This window comes from Streptomyces sp. a15, from assembly GCF_059026085.1.
On record NZ_JBWLKM010000002.1, the window covers coordinates 173,947 to 193,681 of the forward strand.

Genomic DNA, 19,735 nt, shown 5'->3' on the forward strand with positions numbered 1-19,735 from the left:
CTGTGCACGTTCCGGGGCGCGCGGAGGCGGCCCACGCGCCCGGGAGTGCGGTTACTTCGCCTCGGAGTCGCCGTCGGTCTTCTTCGGCTCCTCGTCCGTCTTCGCCTCGGCAGCCTCGGCATCGGCCTCGGTGTCGGCCGTCGTGTCGGCCGGGGTCTCGGCGGGCTCCTCGGCCGTGTCCTTCTTGCCGAGGTCGACGGACTTGTCGTCGGAAGCGGCGGCAGTGTCGGCGGCGGGCTCGTCGGTCTCGGTGAGGGAGGAGGCGTCGTCCGGGACGACGTCGGAGTCGGACTTCAGGTCGTGCTCGACGCCGTGGACGATGCGGTTGTACTCGTCGTCCGAGAGGACGGCGCCGATGGCGTTCTTCGCGAAGAGAAGATCGACGCCCGGACCGGCGTCGACGAGGACCGTGTCCTCATTGACTTCCTTGACCGTCGCGTACATGCCCCCGATGGTGCGGACGCCGCTGCCGGGCTGGATGTCGTTCCGCATCTGCGCGGCCTGCTGTTGCTTCCGCTTGGCCGAGCGGGTCATCAGGAACATGGCCCCGATGAGCACGATGAACGGGAGGAGGGTCACGAGACTCACGGGTCGGTACTTCCTTCACGTGACCGCGATGGTGAGCGGCCTGATGGTTGGGGGTATGTACACCGCCGACAAAGGCGGCATCGGCGGAGTCTAAGCGAGTCCGCGCGCAAGGAACAACGCTCAGCATGGCACCAGGGTTCCTGACCCGGCCAGCACCTTCGCCGTCACGTCCCGAACAGGTCCCCTTGTCCGTTTCCGGTGGCCGTGGAGCGGGGCGGGGTGAGGCCGAGATGCGCCCAGGCGGCGGGCGTGCCGACCCGTCCGCGCGGGGTCCGGGCGAGCAGGCCCTCCCGGACGAGGAAGGGTTCGGCGACCTCCTCCACCGTCTCGCGCTCCTCCCCCACGGCGACGGCGAGCGTCGACAGGCCGACCGGGCCGCCGCCGAACAGCTTGAGCAGCGCCTCCAGCACCGCGCGGTCGAGACGGTCCAGCCCGCGGTCGTCGACCTCGTAGACCGCGAGGGCCGCCTTGGCGATGTCGCGCGTGATCAGGCCGTCGGCCTTGACCTGGGCGTAGTCGCGCACGCGGCGCAGCAGACGGTTGGCGATACGGGGCGTGCCCCGGGAACGGCCGGCGATCTCGGCGGCGCCGTCGGCCTCGATCTCCACGTCGAGCAGGCTCGCCGAGCGGTGGATGACGCGCTCCAGCTCCACGGGCTCGTAGAACTCCATGTGCGCGGTGAAGCCGAAGCGGTCGCGCAGCGGGGGTGGCAGCAGACCCGCGCGCGTGGTGGCGCCGACCAGGGTGAAGGGGGGCAGTTCGAGGGGGATGGCGGTGGCGCCGGGGCCCTTGCCGACGATGACGTCGACGCGGTAGTCCTCCATCGCCATGTAGAGCATCTCCTCGGCGGGCCGGGACATGCGGTGGATCTCGTCGAGGAAGAGGACCTCGCCCTCCTGGAGGGAGGAGAGGATCGCGGCGAGATCGCCGGCGTGCTGGATCGCGGGGCCGCTGGTGATGCGGATCGGGGCGTTCATCTCCGCCGCGATGATCATCGACAGGGTGGTCTTGCCGAGGCCGGGGGCGCCGGAGAGCAGCACGTGGTCGGCGGTGGCGCCCCGCGCGCGTGCGGCGCGCAGGACGAGGTCGAGCTGTTCGCGGACCTTCTCCTGGCCGATGAACTCGCCCAGGTCCTTGGGGCGCAGGGCGGCCTCGACGGCCTGGTCCTCACGGTCGGCGACAGAGTCCACCAGCCGCTCGGCGGCGGGGGTGTCGGTCGTGTCGTCCCAGTTCACTGAGATCTCCTAGCTGGGGTGGCGCAGGTCGGTCAGCGGGCGCGGTTCAGGGTCTGCAGGGCCGCCCTGAGGAGCTGACCGACCTGGGGCGCGCCCTCGGCGGCCTCGGCCTGGGGTGCCACCGCGGACACCGCTTCGTCGGCCTCGCGGGTCGCGTAACCGAGGCCGATCAGGGCGGCGTGCAGCTGGTCGCGCCAGCCGGAGGTGACCGCCGTACCGATGGCGGGCGCGCCGATCGGCTCGCCGAGGCGGTCCTTCAGCTCCAGGAGCAGCTTCTGGGCGCCCTTCTTGCCGATGCCGGGGACGGCGATCAGCGTCTTCTCGTCGCCGGTGGAGACGGCCCGGCGCAGGGTGTCCGGGGAGTGCACGGCGAGCATCGCCTGGGCGAGTCTCGGGCCGACGCCGCTCGCGGTCTGCAGCAGCTCGAAGGTCTGCCGCTCGTCGTCGTCCGCGAAGCCGTACAGGGTCAGCGAGTCCTCGCGGACCACGAGGGACGTGGCCAGTTTGGTCTGCTGGCCCATGCGCAGCCCGGAGAGCGTGTTCGGCGTGCACTGGACGGCGATGCCGATCCCGCCCACCTCGACCACCGCGGAGTCGGGGGCGAGGGCGGCGACCGGACCGCTGACGAAGGCGATCATGCCGTACGGCCTTTCGATGCGTGCAGGGCGACGGCCTGCTGGAGTCGGTTCTGGGCGGGGGCGCGCCAGATGTGGCAGATGGCGAGCGCGAGGGCGTCGGCGGCGTCGGCGGGTTTCGGCGGCGCGTCGAGCCGCAGCAGGCGGGTGACCATGGCGCCGACCTGGGCCTTGTCGGCGCGTCCGCTGCCCGTGACGGCGGCCTTGACCTCGCTCGGGGTGTGCAGAGCGACGGGGATGCCGCGGCGGGCGGCGCACAGCATGGCGACGGCGCTGGCCTGGGCGGTGCCCATCACCGTACGGACGTTGTGCTGGCTGAATACCCGCTCCACGGCGACGCATTGGGGCCGGTGCTCGTCCAGCCACTGCTCGATGCCCTGCTCGATGGCGACGAGGCGCTGCCCCAATTCGACGTCCGAAGGCGTCCGTACGACACCGACGCCGAGCATGGTGAGCGGCCGGCCCGCGACCCCCTCGACCACACCGACACCGCACCGCGTGAGTCCGGGGTCCACCCCGAGTACGCGCACCCGCGCCCCCTCCTTCGATCGCCTGTTTGTGCAGGCTATCGGGTGCCACCGACAACGGCCGCCGGCAACACCGGCAAAGCGACGGGCCGACGGGGCGTGTCCCGTCGGCCCGTTGAGACCGTTCCGCGCGCGGCAGCGTTACGCGTCGACCTTCTCCATGACCTCGTCGCTGACGTCGAAGTTGGCGAAGACGTTCTGCACGTCGTCGCTGTCCTCGAGCGCGTCGATCAGCTTGAAGATCTTCTTGGCGCCCTCCTCGTCCAGCTCGACCTGCATGGTCGGGACGAAGTTGGCGTCGGCGGAGTCGTAGTCGATGCCGGCGTCCTGGAGGGCGGTGCGGACCGCGACCAGGTCGGTGGCCTCGCTGATGACCTCGAAGGACTCACCGAGGTCGTTGACTTCCTCGGCGCCCGCGTCCAGGACGGCGCCGAGCACGTCGTCCTCGCCGAGCTCGCCCTTGGGGACGATGACGACGCCCTTGCGGTTGAAGAGGTACGACACCGAGCCCGGGTCCGCCATGGAGCCGCCGTTGCGGGTCATGGCGACGCGGACGTCGGAGGCGGCGCGGTTGCGGTTGTCGGTGAGGCACTCGATGAGCACCGCGACACCGTTCGGGCCGTAACCCTCGTACATGATCGTCTCGTAGTCGGCGCCACCGGCCTCGAGACCGCCGCCGCGCTTGACCGCGGAGTCGATGTTCTTGTTCGGGACCGACGACTTCTTCGCCTTCTGGATGGCGTCGTAGAGAGTCGGGTTGCCCTCGATGTCGACGCCGCCCATCCGGGCCGCGACCTCGATGTTCTTGATCAGCTTCGCGAAGAGCTTGCCGCGTTTGGCATCGATCACGGCCTTCTTGTGCTTCGTCGTAGCCCATTTAGAGTGGCCGGACATCTGCCTGTCTCCTTCGCGTAACCCAACTCCGTACGAACGCCAGAGATCCTACAAGGACTCCGCTGCCCGGTTCCCGCGCACCATGTCGACGAACAGGGAGTGCACGCGGTGGTCGCCGGTCAGTTCCGGGTGGAACGACGTGGCGAGCGCGTTGCCCTGGCGGACCGCGACGATGTGGCCCTCGTGCTCGGCGAGCACCTCGGTCTCGGCACCCACGGACTCGACCCAGGGGGCGCGGATGAAGACGCCCTCCACAGGATCGCCCGCAATGCCACGCACGTCTATCGCGGCTTCGAAGGATTCGTTCTGACGTCCGAAGGCGTTGCGGCGCACGATCATGTCGATGCCGCCGATGGTCTCCTGGCCCGAGCGCGGGTCGAGGATCTTGTCGGCGAGCATGATCATGCCGGCGCAGCTGCCGTAGACAGGCATACCGTCCCGCACGCGCGCGCGGAGCGGCTCCATCACGCCGAACAGGACGGCCAGCTTGGAGATGGTGGTGGACTCGCCTCCGGGGATGACCAGGCCGTCCACCTCGGCGAGCTCCTCGGGGCGCCGCACCGGCCTGGCCACGGCGTCGGCCGCGGCCAGGGCGATGAGGTGCTCCCGTACGTCGCCCTGGAGAGCCAGGACGCCTATGACAGATGCGTCAGTCATGTAAGTGCAGTCCTCAGGGGGTTGTCCTCAGGGGGTGGCTTTACCAGCCGCGGTTGGCGTAGCGCTCGGCCTCGGGGAGGGTGTCGCAGTTGATGCCGACCATGGCCTCGCCGAGGTTGCGGGACGCGTCCGCGATGATCTTCGGGTCGTCGTAGAAAGTGGTCGCCTTCACGATGGCGGCGGCGCGCTTGGCCGGGTCGCCGGACTTGAAGATGCCCGAGCCGACGAAGACGCCCTCGGCACCGAGCTGGCGCATGAGCGCGGCGTCGGCGGGGGTGGCGACGCCACCGGCGGAGAACAGCACGACCGGGAGCTTGCCGAGCTCGGCGACCTCCTTGACGAGCTCGTACGGGGCGCGCAGGTCCTTGGCGGCGGCGTACAGCTCGTTGTTGTCGTAGCCGCGCAGCCTGGCGATCTCGTTCTTGATCTGGCGCAGGTGACGGACCGCCTCGACGACGTTGCCGGTGCCGGCCTCGCCCTTGGAGCGGATCATCGCGGCGCCCTCGGCTATGCGGCGCAGGGCCTCGCCCAGGTTGGTGGCACCACAGACGAAGGGGGTCGTGAACGCCCACTTGTCGGAGTGGTTGACCTCGTCGGCCGGGGTGAGGACCTCGGACTCGTCGATGTAGTCGACGCCGAGGGACTGCAGGACCTGGGCCTCGACGAAGTGGCCGATGCGGGACTTGGCCATGACCGGGATCGAGACGGCCTCGATGATCTCTTCGATCATGTTGGGGTCGGACATCCGGGCCACGCCGCCGTCCTTGCGGATGTCGGCGGGCACGCGCTCCAGGGCCATGACGGCGACGGCGCCCGCGTCTTCGGCGATCTTCGCCTGCTCGGCGTTGACGACGTCCATGATCACACCGCCCTTGAGCTGCTCGGCCATGCCGCGCTTCACGCGCGCGGTGCCGGTCTCGGGGGTCTGGTTCTCGGAGAGCGTGCTGGACACGGGTGACCTCGCTGAAGTGAAAGAGGGATCTGCAGTACCGAGGAAACGTGACCGGACCAGTCCACAGCAAGGGCCAATGGAGAGGCGGTGGATCGTTTTCCGGCCACGGGCCGGCGAGAGCGGCCTACGCCGGGCGATCGGCCAGTGCCGCCGGCGGCTCGTCGTCCATCTCGAACGCCAGCGGGAACGGCGCGTGTCCCGCCAGCCGGAACCAGCGCACCTTGTGGTGCCGGCGCAGCGCCCGGGCCGCCCGTACGGAGTCGTTGTGGAAGCGCCGGGCCATCGGCACCCTGCGCACCGCCTCGGTCAGTTCCCGGGTGGCCTGCTCTCCCCCGGGCGCCTCCCGTACCGCCTCCACCTGCTGCGGCTCGGCGAACACGGCTCGCAGCGCCTGGCTCAGCTCACTCTCGGCGACCTCCCGCTGCTCCTCCTCGGCCTGCCGGGCGGCGTGCGCCGCCTCGTACAGGACGATCGAGGCGGCCGGGTCGAGCACTCCGGAGGTGGCCAGTTCCTGGGCCACCGAGGCGCGGCGCAGCAGCTGGGCGTCGAGCCCGGCGCGCGAGGCGTCGATGCGGGCGTGCAGCCGGTCGAGCCGTCCGGCCGTCCAGCTCAGGTAGAGGCCGATCGCGACCAGCGCGACAAGGATCCAGATCAGGGTTGCGGTCACGGGCGGCAAGGCTACCGGTGCGCTCCGCTGGGTTTGGCGGGGTGTCGTGCGGGGCGTTGGTGGCGGCGTGGCTGGGGGCTGCCGCCCCCAGACCCCCGCTTCGGCCCTGAAGGGGCCTCGTCCTCAAACGCCGGACGGGCTGAACGAATCAGTCCCGCGCCAGCCCCAACCGCGCCCGCAACCCCGTCGCCCGCTCGTCGTAGGCCGCGGCGACCGCCGCCGCGCCGGACGTCACCGTCTCGTACACGGACAGGATGTCCGCGCCGACCGTCGACCAGTCGAACCGGCGTACGTGCGCGCTGCCGCGCTCACGCAGCTCGGCCAGCCGCGCCGGGTTCCCAAGCAGTCGTACGGCGGCCGTGGCGAGCGCGTCCGCGTCCTCGTTGGCGAACAACTCGCCCGCCGCGCCCCGGTCCAGCACCTGCGCGAAGGCGTCCAGGTCCGAGGCGAGCACCGGGGCGCCCGCCGACATCGCCTCGACCAGGATGATCCCGAAGCTCTCGCCGCCGGTGTTCGGAGCGACGTACAGGTCGACACTGCGCAGCAGACGGGCCTTGTCCTCGTCGCTGACCATGCCGAGGAACTCCACGCGCGGACGGAGGTCGGCCGGCAGCGACTCGACCGCCTCCTCCTCGTCGCCGCGCCCGGCGACCAGCAGCCGGGTCTGCGGGCGCTCGGCGAGGATCTTCGGCAGGGCCTTCATCAGCACCGGCAGCCCCTTGCGAGGCTCGTCGATGCGGCCGATGAAGCCGATCGTGTCGCCCTGCCACTCCGGATTGGGCTCGGCCCTGACGAAGAAGTCGACGTCGACCCCGTTCGGGATCACCACCGCGTCGCCGCCGAGGTGTTCGACGAGCGTGCGGCGGGCGTACTCGCTCACGGCGATCCGCGCGCTGATCTTCTCCAGGGCGGCCTGGAGGATCGAGTACGCGGCGACCATGGCCCGGGAGCGCGGGTTCGAGGTGTGGAAGGTGGCGACGATCGGGCCCTGCGCGGCCCAGCACGCCAGCAGGCCGAGGGAGGGCGAGGCCGGCTCGTGGATGTGGATGACGTCGAACTCGCCGTCGTGCAGCCAGCGCCGCACCCGCGCCGCCGACAGGAAGCCGAAGTTCAGCCGGGCCACCGAGCCGTTGTACGGCACCGGCACGGCGCGGCCGGCCGAGACGACGTACGGCGGCAGCGGGGTGTCGTCGTCGGCCGGGGCGAGGACGGACACCTCGTGGCCGAGGCGGATGAAGTACTCGGCGAGATCGCGGATGTGGAACTGGACGCCACCGGGCACGTCCCAGGAGTACGGGCAGACGATGCCGATCCTCACGCGGTCCCCCCGGAGGGCGAACGCGCGGGGTCGAGATCCTTGAGCCACAAACGCTGCAGCATGTGCCAGTCCTCCGGATGGTCGGCGATCCCGGTGGCGAAGGCATCGGCCAGCGCCTGTGCCATGACAGACGTCTTCTCGGCCCGCGTACCTGTCTCAGGGACCTCGATCGGGGGATGCACCTGGCCCTTCATGACGGGCGACTTGTCGTACCAGAGGGTGACCGGCAGCAGCAGCGCGCCGGTCTGCTGGGCGAGCAGTGCCGGGCCGGCCGGGATCCGGGTGGTCTCGCCGAAGAACTCGACCTCGACGCCGGAGGAGGACAGGTCCCGCTCGGCGACCAGGCAGACCAGGCCGCCGTCGCGCAGTCGCCGGGCCAGCGTGCCGAAGGCGGTGCCGCCGCTGTGCGGCAGGACCTCCATGCCGAGGCCCTCGCGGTAGGCGACGAAACGGTCGTAGAGCGTCTCGGGCTTGAGGCGTTCGGCGACCGTGGTGAACGGCGTGTTCAGCGTGGTGGTGACCCAGGCGCCGGCCAGATCCCAGTTGGCCATGTGCGGCAGCGCGAGGACGACGCCCTTGCCGGCCGCGAGGCCGTCGGTGAGATGGTGCAGGTCCTTGCCCTCGAAGCCGTTCCTGACGCGCTCGGCGCTCCAGGCGGGGAGCCGGAAGGACTCCATCCAGTAGCGCAGATACGAGCGCATGCCGGCGCGCGAGAGCTCGGCGAGGCGTTCGGGACTCGCGTCGGGCACCACGCGCGCGTAGTTGCTCTCCAGCCGCTGGACGCCCTTGCCGCGCCGCTTCCAGGTGAGGTCGGCGATGCTCCGGCCCAGGCGCACGGCGACCGGCTCGGGGAGCTTCTTGACCACGCCCCAGCCGAGGCCGTACAGCGCGTCGGTGACCCGCTCCTGGGCGCTCACTTCGCCGCCTCGCTCCCCTGGGTCTCCGGGTTCTCCTGCTGCTGTTCCTGGGCGGCCGCCGCCTCCGCCTCGGCGGATTCGCGGCGGACCGTGACCACCCGCTGGATCAGCGTGACCAGGCTGCCGACGGCCACGATCCACAGGGCGATCGGCAGCAGGTGCTGGATACCCGGTACCCCGAACTTGTGCAGGCCCGCGAGGCCGGCCAGGACCAGGGCAATCACCAGGCGCTCGGCCCGCTCGACGAGTCCGTTGACGGCGACCGGGAGGCCGATCGACTCGCCGCGGGCCTTGGTGTACGACACCACCTGGCCGCTGGCCAGGCAGAAGATCGAGACGGCGCACAGGACGTTGTCGTCGCCGTGTCCGGCGTACCAGAGGGCGAAGCCGCCGAAGATGGCGCCGTCGGCGACCCGGTCGAGCGTGGAGTCCAGGAAGGCGCCCCAGCGGCTGGTGCGGCCCAGCTGGCGGGCCATGTTCCCGTCGACGAGGTCGGAGAACACGAACAACGTGATCACGACCGTGCCCCAGAAGAACTCGCCCATGGGATAGAAGACCAGCGCGCCCGCGACCACACCGGCGGTGCCGAGGAGGGTCACCGTGTCGGGGCTGACGCCCCGCCGGATGAGAAACGCGGCGAACGGTGTGAGGACACGCGTGAAGAATGCACGCGCGTACTTGTTCAGCATGGCCTTCCCGAGGTTCGGTGTGGCCGAGCGGCCCCTGCTGGCCACCGGCTGGCCCATCGTAGCCACGCGCGCGTGTGGGCGGCGTCCGGGACCGTCAGCCCGTGTCACGGCGGGACCTCGCGGCCCGTGTCATGACCGAGCGGCGGGATCGCGTCCGCCGTATGGACGCACCGTGACGAGAGTGGAAAGCTCGAAGAACACCGCGGGCGTCACCGGAGCCGCCACCGCTGGGGGTACCCCCGGACGAAGTCTGGGGGAGGGTCCGCATGTCCGCGCCCACAATGACCTCACCGTGCACGGGAGGCAAGGCCATGGGTGACAAGGCGAACGCACACCCCGGAGCCGCCGGCAGGGCAACAGCGGCCGACCAACCCGCGTCCGTACGGAATGTGGTGCTGGTCGGCCACTCCGGATCGGGCAAGACGACATTGGTGGAGGCTCTCGCACTCACGACGGGAGCAGTGAACCGGGCGGGCCGCGTGGAGGACGGCGGCACCGTCTCCGACTACGACGAGATCGAGCACCGGCAGCAGCGCTCGGTGCAGCTCTCCCTGGTACCCGTCGAATGGGACGGGTACAAGATCAATCTTCTCGACACCCCCGGATACGCCGACTTCGTCGGAGAACTGAGGGCCGGTCTGCGAGCGGCGGACGCGGCCCTCTTCGTCGTCTCGGCCTCCGACGGGGTGGACGGGTCGACGCGCATGGTGTGGGAGGAGTGCGCGGCCGTCGGCATGCCGAGGGCGATCGTCGTCACACACCTGGAGTCCGCCCGGGCGAACTTCGAGGACATGACGCGGATCTGCGCGGAGGCCTTCGGCGGCGACGACCCCGACGCCGTACTGCCCCTGTATCTGCCGCTGCACGGCCCGCAGGCCCCGGACGGGCACGCGCCCGTGACCGGGCTGATCGGGCTGTTGTCGCAGCAGTTGTTCGACTACTCGTCCGGGGAGCGCAAGGAGTCCGAGCCGGGCGAGGACCAGCTGCCGCTCATCGAGGAGGCCCGCAACCGGCTGATCGAGGGGATCATCTCGGAGAGCGAGGACGAGACCCTCATGGACCGCTATCTCGGCGGCGAGCAGGTCGACGTCAAGACGCTGATCGAGGACCTGGAGCGGGCCGTCGCGCGCGGGGTCTTCTTCCCGGTACTGGCCGCCGCTCCCGCGGCCGAGGGCGCCCGGCAGGGGCTCGGCACGGTCGAGCTCCTCGAACTGATCACCCGCGGCTTCCCGACCCCCCTGGAGCGCGAGGCACCGAGAGTCACCACGGTCGACGGAAAGCCGCGTGAGCTGAAGCTGTGCGACCCGGACGGGCCGCTGGTCGCGGAGGTCGTGAAGACGTCGTCCGACCCGTACGTCGGCCGGGTCTCCCTGGTGCGGGTCTTCTCGGGCACCCTGCACCCGGACGAGACCGTGCACGTCTCCGGCCACGGTCTGGCCGACCGGGGGCACGAGGATCACGACGTCGACGAGCGGATCGGCGCGCTGTCGGCGCCGTTCGGCAAACAGCAGCGGGTGCTCACCCACTGCATCGCCGGAGACCTCGCGTGCGTGGCGAAACTCGGCCGCGCGGAGACCGGGGACACCCTCTCGGCCAGGAACGACCCGCTGCTCATGGAACCGTGGGAGATGCCGGACCCGCTGCTGCCGCTCGCCATCCAGGCGCACAGCAAGGCGGACGAGGACAAGCTCTCGCAGGGCCTGTCCCGGTTGGTCGCCGAGGACCCGACCATGCGGCTGGAACAGAACCAGGACACCCACCAGGTGGTGCTGTGGTGCCTGGGCGAGGCACATGCCGACGTCGCGCTGGAACGGCTGCGCAACCGGTACGGCGTCCAGGTCGACGTCGTACCGCACAAGGTCTCCCTACGGGAGACGTTCGCGGCGAAGTCGGCGGGCCGCGGCCGCCATGTGAAGCAGTCCGGCGGCCACGGGCAGTACGCCATCTGCGAGATCGAGGTGGAGCCGCTGCCGGGCGGCTCGGGCATCGAGTTCGTGGACAAGGTCGTCGGCGGGGCGGTGCCGCGCCAGTTCATCCCGTCCGTCGAGAAGGGCGTAAGGGCCCAGGCCGCCAAGGGAGTTGCCGCCGGCCACCCGCTCCTCGACATCCGGGTCACGCTGCTGGACGGCAAGGCGCACTCCGTGGACTCCTCCGACGCCGCGTTCCAGACGGCCGGCGCGCTGGCACTGCGGGAGGCGGCGGCCGACGCCAGGATCCATCTGCTGGAGCCGGTGGCCGAGGTGACCGTCCTGGTCGGCGACGACTACGTGGGCGCGGTGATGAGCGACCTGTCCGGCCGGCGCGGTCGGGTGCTCGGCACGGAACAGACCAGCGGCGGGCGGACGCTGGTGCGCGCGGAGGTGCCCGAGATCGAGATCGGGCGGTACGCCGTCGACCTGCGCTCCCTGTCCCACGGCACGGCCCGCTTCAGCCGCTCGTACGTCCGGCACGAGCCGATGCCGCCGCAGATCGCCGAAAGGGTCCGTGAAGAGGCGGGCAACGCCTCGTAGTTGGCGTTCGCGGAACGCTCCCCTCCGCGTGGGCGGGCGGTTTCGGCCGTCCGCCCACGGCATGTTGGGCGTTCGGGGACGGGATGTTCTACGTCCGCCGACGGATGTCCGTGCCTGCGGATACGCTGATGACCTGATCAACAGGTGTGCGAAGCAAGGAAGTCGGGAAGGCCGCATGAGCAGGGGTCGCGGCGATCGGGGGCGGGAATGACCGTTGACAGCGGTTACGCGGACATCTTCGGTCCGCAGGTGCCGCGCACGGGTGACGGAGACCAGACGGCGACGTTCGCGCTGGCCTCCGCGGCCTATCGGGACAACGACGTCAAGGACATCCTCGCTGCCAACAGCGAGTGGCACGAGTCGACCGTCAAGGACGGCCGCACATGGGCGCGGATCTTCCGGCCCAACCTGGGCGAGGCCTTCTCCGCGGCCGTCGTCGCCCGCATGCTGGGTGCCGGCCGCAAGCCGCTCATCCAGTCCTTCGGCGCCGAGCCGCAGGTCGTGGTCGAGCACTGCCTCGCGGCGAACAACATCCGCAGGGACCGCGACAACCTGCTGGCCATCGTCATGGTGCTGTGCGGTCTGCTGTTCCTGCCGGGGCTCCTCATCTGGCTGCTGGTCTTCCAGATCCGCACCACCGTGGCGAGGACCGAGAACAAGCAGGCCGGAGCCCTCGCCACGGCCCTGCTCGTCGGGGTCGGCGCCCTCGCCGTGATCTTCCTCGTGCGCACGCCGTTCGGCGGCTTCTGGGCGTGGTACGCGCGAGCGGCGATCGTCATGCCGGTGGTCGGCTGGTTCTGGGCCAAGCAGATCTGCGAGCGCACCGCGACGGACCTCCGGGGCCGCTGGAACAGCCTGCTGTCCGGCAGCAGCGTCGGGGCCAAGGTCCCCGAGGCGGTGCCGAGCAGCCCCCGCGAGACCGCGGCCGAGCAACTGCGCCAGTCGCTCGCCAAGCTGAGCGCCGAGCAGCAGTCCAACTCCGTGTTCTACGCCGGCCCCAAGGGCATCCTCGGCATGGGCACCCGCTGGGGCAGCTGGCAGCTCGCCGAGGACCTGGTCTCACGCCATCCGGACCGGGAGATCCACCCCTTCCGCAGCTGGGACGTCATACGGTCCATCCACGACCAGTTGCGCATGCTGGAGCGGAACACGCTGAACACCGGCGGCTTCCCGAAAGCGTCCGTACGGCACTGGGTCGTCACCCCGGTCGGGGAGAACGCGAAGGCGGTGTCCCGCCCGGAGGGCACGGACGTCGACGCGTACCAGGTCAAGACGCATGCCATACAGGACATCTGCAACAAGCAGCAGTTCGGCGCGGGCGACCGGCACTACCTGGGCGTGCAGTGGACGCTGTGGGACGGACAACTGGTCATCACCATGATGATCACGGTGACCGTGCTGCACGAGACGCTGCGCATCGAGGTGACCGGGCATGCGCTGGGCCCGGTGCACTCGCTCTTCACCTCGAAGCCGGAGGCCAAGGAGAAGGAAGTCGCGAAGTCGCTCAAGTTCTGGGAGACCCGGAAGGTGAAGCTCCCGCTGGTCGACGCGGACGAGGTGGTACGCCTGGCCGCCCGGGCGCCCCTGACCTGGTACCCGCCGCTGCTGAACTGGCTCGGCGGCACCCTGACCCTCCCCGAGCCCTTCGGGCTGCGGCACGCCTGGGCGGACAAGCCGTGGCGGCACCGCTTCATGGCCGACGACGCGCTGCGCGCGGCCACGCCGGTGCTGCGGGTCGTGCACGCGGCGGCGATCCGGGTCCTGGAGGAGAACGGCGTGAACACGGAGAAGTTCGGCAACCGGTCGGCGTTCCTCAGCACGGCGGTGCAGGATGCGTCACCTCGGAAGGCGGACGTCTACGACGCGTAGGCCTCCGGCGGTGGGGCCGGACAGCGTGCGGGGGGGTCTGGGTGACCGTCCCTGGGGGCTGTGCCCCCCCAGACCCCCCCTTCGGCCTGAACGGCCTCGTCCTCAAACGCCGGACGGGCTGGCTTGTGCCGGCCAGGCCTCCGCCAGCATCTTCCGGGTGTCCGCGAGCAGCTGCGGCAGTACCCGCGTGTGCCCGACCACCGGCATGAAGTTCGTGTCCCCGCCCCAGCGCGGAACGATGTGCTGGTGGAGGTGGGCCGCGATACCGGCGCCGGCGACCGACCCCTGGTTCATGCCGATGTTGAAGCCGTGGGCACCGGACGCGGTGCGCAGGGCGGTCATCGCCTGCTTGGTCAGCGCGGCGAGCTCGACCGTCTCCGGGTCTGTCAGGTCCGTGTAGTCGGCCACGTGACGGTAGGGCACCACCATCAGGTGGCCGCCGTTGTACGGGTACAGGTTGAGCACCGCGTAGACCTGCTCACCGCGCCGGACGATCAGGCCGTCCTCGTCGGACTTGGCCGGTAGCGAGCAGAAGGGGCAGCCGTCGTCGGCACCGGGGCCGGTCGGCTTGTTCTCGCCCTGGATGTAGGCCATCCGATGGGGCGTCCACAGACGCTGGAACGCGTCCCGGGTCCCCACGCCCCACTGCTGCTCCGGCTCACTCGTCATGCAGTGCAGCATATGACTTCGCCCGTTCGCGCCGTGTCGCCGGGTTGTGGGAAAAGCGTCCCGGGCCAAGCTGGGCCGGTGGACGACGCCCCGGACGACGACAGCCCCAAGGCCCGCTGGGAGCGGCGCGCGGAGGTCCCGCTCGCCCTGGCCTCGCTGGTGTTCCTCGCCGCGTACGCAGTCCGCGTGCTCGCCGGCGATCTGCCCGAAGGCCTGCTCGATCTCTGCCTGGCGCTGGCCCTGGCCGCCTGGGCGCTGTTCGCCGTCGACTACGCGGTGCGCTGGCGGCTGAGCGGGCAGCGGCTGCGCTTCGTACGGACGCACCTGCTGGACACCGTGGTGCTGGTCCTGCCGCTGCTGCGGCCACTGCGGGTCGTCAAGGTGTACGAGGCGGTGCGGCGCCGGCACGGACGGCCCCGGCTGCCGCTGCACGCGCGCGTCATCGCCTACGCCGGGCTGTCGACCCTCCTCCTCGGCTTCACCGGTGCCCTCGGCGTCTACCAGCAGGAGCACGGAGCACCGGACGCGACCATCCGGACCTTCGGGGACGCCGTGTGGTGGACCTGCTCCACCCTCGCCACGGTCGGCTACGGCGACGTCGTTCCCGTCACCCCGGTCGGACGCCTGATCGCGGTCGGGATGATGGCCATCGGGCTGGCCCTGCTCGGCGCCGTGACCGGGACCTTCGCCTCCTGGCTGCTCCAGGTCTTCTCCGACGATGACGACGTGAGGCCCCCGACGGGATGAACTCGCCGGGGGCCTCACCTGCGAGGGATCAGACCTGCGCCCGCTCCTCCACGACCTTCGCGATCTTCGCGATGGCCTCGTCGAACGGGATGCCGTTCTCCTGCGAACCGTCGCGGTAGCGGAAGGACACCGAGCCGCCCGACATGTCCTCGTCGCCCGCGATGACCATGAAGGGCACCTTCTGCTTCTGGGCGTTGCGGATCTTCTTCTGCATGCGGTCGGAGGAGGAGTCGACCTCGACCCGCAGCCCCTGCTTCTTCGCCGCGGCGGCGAACTTCTCCAGGTACTCCACGTGGGCGTCCCCGATCGGGATGCCGACCGCCTGCACCGGGGCCAGCCACGCCGGGAAGGCGCCCGCGTAGTGCTCGAGGAGCACCGCGAAGAACCGCTCGATGGAGCCGAACAGGGCGCGGTGGATCATGACCGGGCGCTGCTTGGAGCCGTCGGGGGACGTGTACTCCAGCTCGAAGCGCTCCGGCAGGTTGAAGTCGAGCTGGATCGTCGACATCTGCCAGGTGCGGCCGATGGCGTCCTTGGTCTGGACGGAGATCTTCGGCCCGTAGAAGGCGGCACCGCCCGGGTCGGGAACGAGCGGCAGGCCCTGCTTCTCGGCGACCTCACGGAGGGTCTCCGTGGCCTCTTCCCAGACCTCGTCGGAGCCGACGAACTTCTCCGGGTCCTTGGTCGACAGCTCCAGGTAGAAGTCGGTCAGACCGTAGTCCCGCAGCAGGCCGAGGACGAAGGTGAGCGTCTTGTCGAGCTCCTCGGACATCTGCTCGCGCGTGCAGTAGATGTGCGCGTCGTCCTGGGTGAAGCCGCGGGCACGGGTCAGGCCGTGCACGACGCCCGACTTCTCGTACCGGTACACGGTCCCGAACTCGAACAACCTCAACGGAAGTTCACGATACGAACGGCCCCGCGCGTCGAAGATCAGGTTGTGCATCGGGCAGTTCATGGGCTTCAGGTAGTAGTCCACGCCCTCGTCGAGCTGCATGGGCGGGTACATGCCGTCGGCGTACCAGTCCAAGTGGCCCGAGGTCTCGAAGAGCTTCCCCTTCGTCGCGTGCGGCGTGTAGACGAACTCGTAGCCCTCCTCCTCGTGACGGCGGCGCGAGTAGTCCTCCATGACCCGGCGGACGATGCCGCCCTTGGGGTGGAAGACCGCGAGGCCGGAGCCGATCTGCTCGGGGATGGAGAACAGGTCGAGCTCGGAGCCCAGCTTGCGGTGGTCGCGCTTCTCGGCCTCGGCGAGGAAGTCGAGGTGCGCCTTCAGCTCGTCCTTGGTCGGCCAGGCGGTGCCGTAGATGCGCTGGAGCATCGGGTTCTTCTCGCTGCCGCGCCAGTAGGCGGCGGCGTTGCGCATCAGCTTGAACGCCGGGATGTTCCGGGTGGTGGGCAGGTGGGGACCGCGGCACAGGTCCTTCCAGCACAGGTCCCCGGTCTTGGCGTCCAGGTTGTCGTAGATCGTCAGCTCACCGGCACCGACCTCGACGTCCGCGCCGTCGGCCCCATCGTGTACGGACGCGGAGCCCTTGATGCCGATCAGCTCCAGCTTGTACGGCTCGGACGCCAGCTCCTCGCGGGCCGCCTCGTCGGTGACCACACGGCGGGAGAACCTCTGCCCCCGCTTCTGGACCTCCTGCATCTTCTTCTCGATGGCCTTGAGATCCTCGGGCGTGAACGGCTTCTCGACGTCGAAGTCGTAGTAGAAGCCGTCCTTCACCGGCGGGCCGATGCCCAGCTTGGCCTCGGGGAAGAGCTCCTGCACGGCCTGCGCCATCACGTGCGCGGTGGAGTGGCGCAGGATGTTCAGGCCGTCCTCGGAGGAGATCTCCACCGGCTCCACGACCTCGCCCTCGCCGGGCGTGTACGCGAGGTCCTTGAGCTCGCCGCTCACGCGCGCGGCGATGATCGAGCGCTCGCCGGCGAAGAGTTCGGCGGCCGTGGTGCCCGTCGTCACCGTGCGCTCTTCCCGCTCGGAATCGCGTTGGATGATCACACGGACGTCTGACACCGGTCTCTCCTGACTGAAGGTGGATGCGCAACCCACAACCTATTGCGTGCGCAATAGGCGATCGTACCGACCCCGGGCCGCCCTCCGCGAAATCAGTCCCCGCCGCAGGCCTCCTCGAAGAAGGCCGTGATCTCGGCTGTCTCCTGGAGCGACTTCATCAGCCGGTCCCGCTCGGCCTCGTCCACCTGCACCGGTACGACCCCGGAGGCGCCCGTGAGTCGCCGGAAGCCGCCCCGGCTCTCCAGCCGGCCGTGCACCCGCACCGGCAGTCCGACGAGGTGTGCGTGCCCGGCGATCTGGTACGACTCCTCGTCCAGCGTCAGCCGGACGTGCGGGATCTCGGCGCCCGCGATCACCCGCAGCCGAACCGACCCGTCCCCACGCGGCCCCGACCTGCGCATCCGGACCACCGCGCCGGTGATCCGCACCGGCACGGAGGGCTCCTCGCGCAGATAGCGGGCGCCGGCCTCGCGCAGCACGGGCAGGTCGCCGGGCGAGAACTCGACGGCCTCGGCGGGTGCCGCGCACCCTTCGGGGACCCCGGCCGCCGGTGCCCACTCGACGCCGATGCGGGCGCCCTCCGTACCGCGCACGAGGACGATCAGCGCCTCGGTGAGCTCGCGGCTGACGCCCGCCTCGACGGCGCCGTCGAAGGCGTCCATGCCGCCGGTGGCCCGCTGGTAGTCGATGGCCTCGCGGGCGGCGTACAGGGCCTGGTGCAGGCGTACGGCGAGCGGGCGGCCGGTGCCGACGGGCAGGAAGGCGGTCAGCCGGCGGCCGCCGGCCGCGGAGCCGACGAGGATGTTCTCCAGGGACGCGGCGGCGGTGCGCCGGTAGCGGGCGCCGTAATAGCCCGCACGCGCGCGCGTGGCGAGCGATCCGGCGAGCAGCATCTGGCGGGCGGCCGAGCGCAGCTGTTCCTCGACGGTCCAGGGGGTGGCTCCGGCGGGACCGGTCGGGACGTCGCGCCACCAGCGGATCTCGTCGCTGGGCACGGCGAGGGAGACCAGCACCTCGCGCGCGGAGGGCGTTCCGCTGCGGGACAGCGCGAGGAGCGCCTCGCCGAGCAGGTCCTCGCTGTCGGGGAAGGCCCGGCTCTCGGGCACCAGCAGGCTGGTGCCGCCGCCGCCCGGTCCCGGCGGGGTCCAGCGGCCGTAGCGTCCGGGCGCTCCCCCGCGCCGCCGCCAGCCGTGCCGGTGCAGCAGGGCGCTGAGCACGGCGGGGTCGACCTCGGCGGGGTCGGGGGAACGGTTCCAGGCGACGGCGGCCTGGTCGACGGGGTGCGGTCGTACGGGTCGCAGTGGTTCTTCCAGCGGGCGGTGCGTCATGGTCTGCCTCCCGTCCCGACCCGCGTCATGATCTCGCAGAGCGCCCGGTCGTCGAAGATGCGCGAGGTCGGGATGCGCACGGTGGTCCGGTTCCGGCCGGTGATGGCGTGACCGGCGAGGTTGACCCAGTAGCAGCAGTGCCTGAGGTCGAGCCGGTCGTGTCCGGCCCGCAGCCATTGGTCCTGTGACCGTGGGACCAGCATCACGACCAGGATCTTGTGGACCGAGACCGGTGTGCGGGCGAGCTTGCGCAGGTGGTCGTTGTCGAGCGTGAAGGAGAAGGTGCGGCCGGGTGGGTTCGGCGGGATCTGGTACGTGCATTTCAGCTGCACCTTGATGGTCACCTCGTCGTCGACGGTGTGCGCGGGTGAGCCGTGACTGACGTGCCAGTCGATGCCGTTGTCCGGAAAGGGCTGGGACAGTGAGCAGCCGGCGGCCGCCGCGACCGCGTGCAAGTAGCCCACCTGCAAGGTTTCCATGCAGGCGGTGGTGGCGAGTGTGCCGCGTTGGGGGCCCGTGCGTTCGGGCAGCAGCCCGCCCCGCTCGGGCTGGGCTATCGCCATGACCAACAGCCTTTCAAGCCAAGTGAAATGCCCACGCCTGGGCAGAGTGAATCCCGCGCCGGGCCGCTGAACTGCAAAGACCCGTACTCCTGTTGTGTCCTTCCGGCGTACGGCGCAAACAGCCCGGGTATCACCAAACAGGGCAGACGACGGGGCGTCAGCTGCCGTGGGTGAACGAGGGGTTGTGTAGGTATGACGTGCTGGTACGAAGGGCCCCTGGCCGCATTCGACACGGAAACCACGGGTGTCGACGTCGAGACCGACCGGATCGTGTCGGCCGCCGTCGTCGTCCAGGACGCACCGGGAACCCGGCCGCGGGTGACCCGGTGGCTGGTGAACCCGGGCGTGCCGGTGCCCGCCGGGGCGACGGAGGTGCACGGACTGACGGATGAGCATCTGCAGCGCAACGGCCGCTGGCCGGCGCCGGTGATGTACGAGATAGCCGAGGCGCTGGCCGAACAGGCCACGGTGGGCCGCCCGTTGGTGGTGATGAACGCGCCGTTCGATCTGACGATCCTTGATCGGGAGCTGCGCCGCCATCGCGCCTCGTCCCTGGACCGCTGGTTCGAACGCTCACCCCTGCTGGTGCTCGACCCGCGGGTCCTGGACAAGCACCTGGACCGCTACCGCAAGGGCCGCCGCACTCTCACCGACCTGTGTGAGCACTACGGCGTCTCGCTGGAGGGCGCGCACGACGCGGGCGCCGACGCGCTGGCCGCGATGGAGGTCGCACGGGCGGTGGGGCGCCGTTTCGCGGGCCGGCTGGAGCGGCTGAGCCCGGCCGAACTGCACACCCTGCAGGCGGTGTGGCATGCGGCGCAGGCGCGGGGCCTGCAGGCGTGGTTCGCGCGCAGCGGCACGGAGGAGGCGGTGGACCCGGCGTGGCCGCTGCGTCCGGATCTGCCGGCGGCGGCCGCGTAGGGGCAACAAGCAGGGGGCAACAACTAGGGGCAACA

The 19,735-nt window shown here is 70.6% G+C and carries 19 protein-coding genes; 4 read left to right on the forward strand and 15 right to left on the reverse strand.

Annotation, left to right across the window (positions count from 1 at the left end; genetic code table 11):
• Positions 1 to 51: 51 nt before the first annotated feature.
• The 11 genes from yajC to pgsA all read right to left on the reverse strand — a co-directional run bounded on the left by yajC (position 52) and on the right by pgsA (position 9,136).
• Positions 52 to 588, reverse strand: coding sequence for a preprotein translocase subunit YajC (gene yajC, locus AC5P09_RS03780; protein ID WP_493872434.1), 537 nt, complete (start codon positions 586 to 588; stop codon positions 52 to 54).
• A 164-nt stretch (positions 589 to 752) separates the two neighbouring features.
• On the reverse strand, positions 753 to 1,823 hold the full coding sequence (ruvB, locus tag AC5P09_RS03785) for a Holliday junction branch migration DNA helicase RuvB (RefSeq protein ID WP_493872435.1): 1,071 nt from the start codon (positions 1,821 to 1,823) through the stop codon (positions 753 to 755).
• Positions 1,824 to 1,855: 32 nt separating this feature from the next.
• Entirely contained in the window at positions 1,856 to 2,461 is a 606-nt protein-coding gene (gene ruvA, locus AC5P09_RS03790) for a Holliday junction branch migration protein RuvA (RefSeq protein WP_493872436.1), read from the reverse strand.
• A complete protein-coding gene (ruvC, locus tag AC5P09_RS03795; protein WP_493872437.1) occupies positions 2,458 to 2,988 on the reverse strand; it encodes a crossover junction endodeoxyribonuclease RuvC in 531 nt (176 codons plus the stop codon). Before ruvC ends, ruvA begins: the two co-directional genes overlap by 4 nt.
• A 138-nt stretch (positions 2,989 to 3,126) precedes the next feature.
• Complete coding sequence (locus AC5P09_RS03800) at positions 3,127 to 3,879, reverse strand: YebC/PmpR family DNA-binding transcriptional regulator (RefSeq protein WP_057614183.1); 753 nt, start codon at positions 3,877 to 3,879, stop codon at positions 3,127 to 3,129.
• 48 nt (positions 3,880 to 3,927) lie between these two features.
• Complete coding sequence (gene pdxT / locus AC5P09_RS03805) at positions 3,928 to 4,536, reverse strand: pyridoxal 5'-phosphate synthase glutaminase subunit PdxT (RefSeq protein ID WP_493872438.1); 609 nt, start codon at positions 4,534 to 4,536, stop codon at positions 3,928 to 3,930.
• A 40-nt stretch (positions 4,537 to 4,576) separates the two neighbouring features.
• On the reverse strand, positions 4,577 to 5,488 hold the full coding sequence (gene pdxS / locus AC5P09_RS03810; RefSeq protein WP_493872439.1) for a pyridoxal 5'-phosphate synthase lyase subunit PdxS: 912 nt from the start codon (positions 5,486 to 5,488) through the stop codon (positions 4,577 to 4,579).
• 124 nt (positions 5,489 to 5,612) lie between these two features.
• A complete protein-coding gene (locus AC5P09_RS03815) occupies positions 5,613 to 6,155 on the reverse strand; it encodes a hypothetical protein (RefSeq protein WP_493872440.1) in 543 nt (180 codons plus the stop codon).
• A gap of 148 nt (positions 6,156 to 6,303) precedes the next feature.
• Positions 6,304 to 7,473 (reverse strand): glycosyltransferase family 4 protein, encoded by a 1,170-nt coding sequence (locus AC5P09_RS03820; protein ID WP_493872441.1) that lies wholly within the window; start codon positions 7,471 to 7,473, stop codon positions 6,304 to 6,306.
• Positions 7,470 to 8,390, reverse strand: coding sequence for a phosphatidylinositol mannoside acyltransferase (locus tag AC5P09_RS03825; protein ID WP_493872442.1), 921 nt, complete (start codon positions 8,388 to 8,390; stop codon positions 7,470 to 7,472). The genes AC5P09_RS03820 and AC5P09_RS03825 overlap by 4 nt, the downstream gene beginning before the upstream one ends.
• Positions 8,387 to 9,136, reverse strand: coding sequence for a phosphatidylinositol phosphate synthase (gene pgsA, locus AC5P09_RS03830; protein WP_493872564.1), 750 nt, complete (start codon positions 9,134 to 9,136; stop codon positions 8,387 to 8,389). The genes AC5P09_RS03825 and pgsA overlap by 4 nt, the downstream gene beginning before the upstream one ends.
• A gap of 254 nt (positions 9,137 to 9,390) precedes the next feature.
• On the opposite strand from pgsA, the gene AC5P09_RS03835 reads away from it, so the two are divergent.
• Positions 9,391 to 11,589 carry an elongation factor G-like protein EF-G2 gene (locus tag AC5P09_RS03835; RefSeq protein ID WP_493872565.1) on the forward strand — a complete coding sequence of 733 codons (2,199 nt, stop codon included), beginning with the start codon at positions 9,391 to 9,393 and terminating at the stop codon, positions 11,587 to 11,589.
• 207 nt (positions 11,590 to 11,796) lie between these two features.
• Positions 11,797 to 13,458, forward strand: a complete 1,662-nt coding sequence (locus AC5P09_RS03840; RefSeq protein WP_493872443.1) for an AbeC-like domain-containing protein — start codon at positions 11,797 to 11,799, stop codon at positions 13,456 to 13,458.
• Between the two features lie 102 nt (positions 13,459 to 13,560).
• Here the strand turns inward: AC5P09_RS03840 and AC5P09_RS03845 are convergent, their stop codons facing one another.
• A complete protein-coding gene (locus AC5P09_RS03845; protein WP_493872444.1) occupies positions 13,561 to 14,139 on the reverse strand; it encodes an HIT family protein in 579 nt (192 codons plus the stop codon).
• Here AC5P09_RS03845 and AC5P09_RS03850 point away from each other — a divergent pair, their 5' ends adjacent.
• Complete coding sequence (locus AC5P09_RS03850) at positions 14,140 to 14,874, forward strand: potassium channel family protein (protein WP_493872445.1); 735 nt, start codon at positions 14,140 to 14,142, stop codon at positions 14,872 to 14,874. It begins immediately after the preceding gene.
• 28 nt (positions 14,875 to 14,902) lie between these two features.
• Here the strand turns inward: AC5P09_RS03850 and thrS are convergent, their stop codons facing one another.
• From thrS to AC5P09_RS03865, 3 genes are all read right to left on the reverse strand, one after another.
• Positions 14,903 to 16,888 (reverse strand): threonine--tRNA ligase, encoded by a 1,986-nt coding sequence (gene thrS / locus AC5P09_RS03855; RefSeq protein ID WP_493872446.1) that lies wholly within the window; start codon positions 16,886 to 16,888, stop codon positions 14,903 to 14,905.
• A 92-nt stretch (positions 16,889 to 16,980) separates the two neighbouring features.
• Positions 16,981 to 18,216: a hypothetical protein gene (locus AC5P09_RS03860; RefSeq protein ID WP_493872447.1), complete on the reverse strand. Its 1,236-nt coding sequence runs from the start codon at positions 18,214 to 18,216 to the stop codon at positions 16,981 to 16,983.
• The gene (locus AC5P09_RS03865; RefSeq protein WP_493872448.1) at positions 18,213 to 18,779 is read right to left on the reverse strand and encodes a DUF4365 domain-containing protein; all 567 of its coding nucleotides are present in this window, start codon (positions 18,777 to 18,779) and stop codon (positions 18,213 to 18,215) included. The genes AC5P09_RS03860 and AC5P09_RS03865 overlap by 4 nt, the downstream gene beginning before the upstream one ends.
• A gap of 192 nt (positions 18,780 to 18,971) precedes the next feature.
• Between AC5P09_RS03865 and AC5P09_RS03870 the strand changes: the two genes are divergently transcribed.
• Entirely contained in the window at positions 18,972 to 19,700 is a 729-nt protein-coding gene (locus tag AC5P09_RS03870) for a 3'-5' exonuclease (protein ID WP_493872449.1), read from the forward strand.
• Positions 19,701 to 19,735: the final 35 nt, after the last annotated feature.

What these genes read in the sequence shown, in the direction of transcription:
- ruvA (WP_493872436.1), bottom strand. Translation starts at nt 2,461, where the DNA reads ATGATCGCCTTCGTCAGCGGTCCGGTCGCCGCCCTCGCCCCCGACTCC.
- AC5P09_RS03800 (WP_057614183.1), bottom strand. Translation starts at nt 3,879, where the DNA reads ATGTCCGGCCACTCTAAATGGGCTACGACGAAGCACAAGAAGGCCGTG.
- pdxT (WP_493872438.1), bottom strand. Translation starts at nt 4,536, where the DNA reads ATGACTGACGCATCTGTCATAGGCGTCCTGGCTCTCCAGGGCGACGTA.
- pgsA (WP_493872564.1), bottom strand. Translation starts at nt 9,136, where the DNA reads ATGGGCCAGCCGGTGGCCAGCAGGGGCCGCTCGGCCACACCGAACCTC.
- AC5P09_RS03835 (WP_493872565.1), top strand. Translation starts at nt 9,391, where the DNA reads ATGGGTGACAAGGCGAACGCACACCCCGGAGCCGCCGGCAGGGCAACA.
- AC5P09_RS03840 (WP_493872443.1), top strand. Translation starts at nt 11,797, where the DNA reads ATGACCGTTGACAGCGGTTACGCGGACATCTTCGGTCCGCAGGTGCCG.
- AC5P09_RS03845 (WP_493872444.1), bottom strand. Translation starts at nt 14,139, where the DNA reads ATGCTGCACTGCATGACGAGTGAGCCGGAGCAGCAGTGGGGCGTGGGG.
- AC5P09_RS03850 (WP_493872445.1), top strand. Translation starts at nt 14,140, where the DNA reads ATGACTTCGCCCGTTCGCGCCGTGTCGCCGGGTTGTGGGAAAAGCGTC.
- AC5P09_RS03860 (WP_493872447.1), bottom strand. Translation starts at nt 18,216, where the DNA reads ATGACGCACCGCCCGCTGGAAGAACCACTGCGACCCGTACGACCGCAC.
- AC5P09_RS03865 (WP_493872448.1), bottom strand. Translation starts at nt 18,779, where the DNA reads ATGGCGATAGCCCAGCCCGAGCGGGGCGGGCTGCTGCCCGAACGCACG.
- AC5P09_RS03870 (WP_493872449.1), top strand. Translation starts at nt 18,972, where the DNA reads ATGACGTGCTGGTACGAAGGGCCCCTGGCCGCATTCGACACGGAAACC.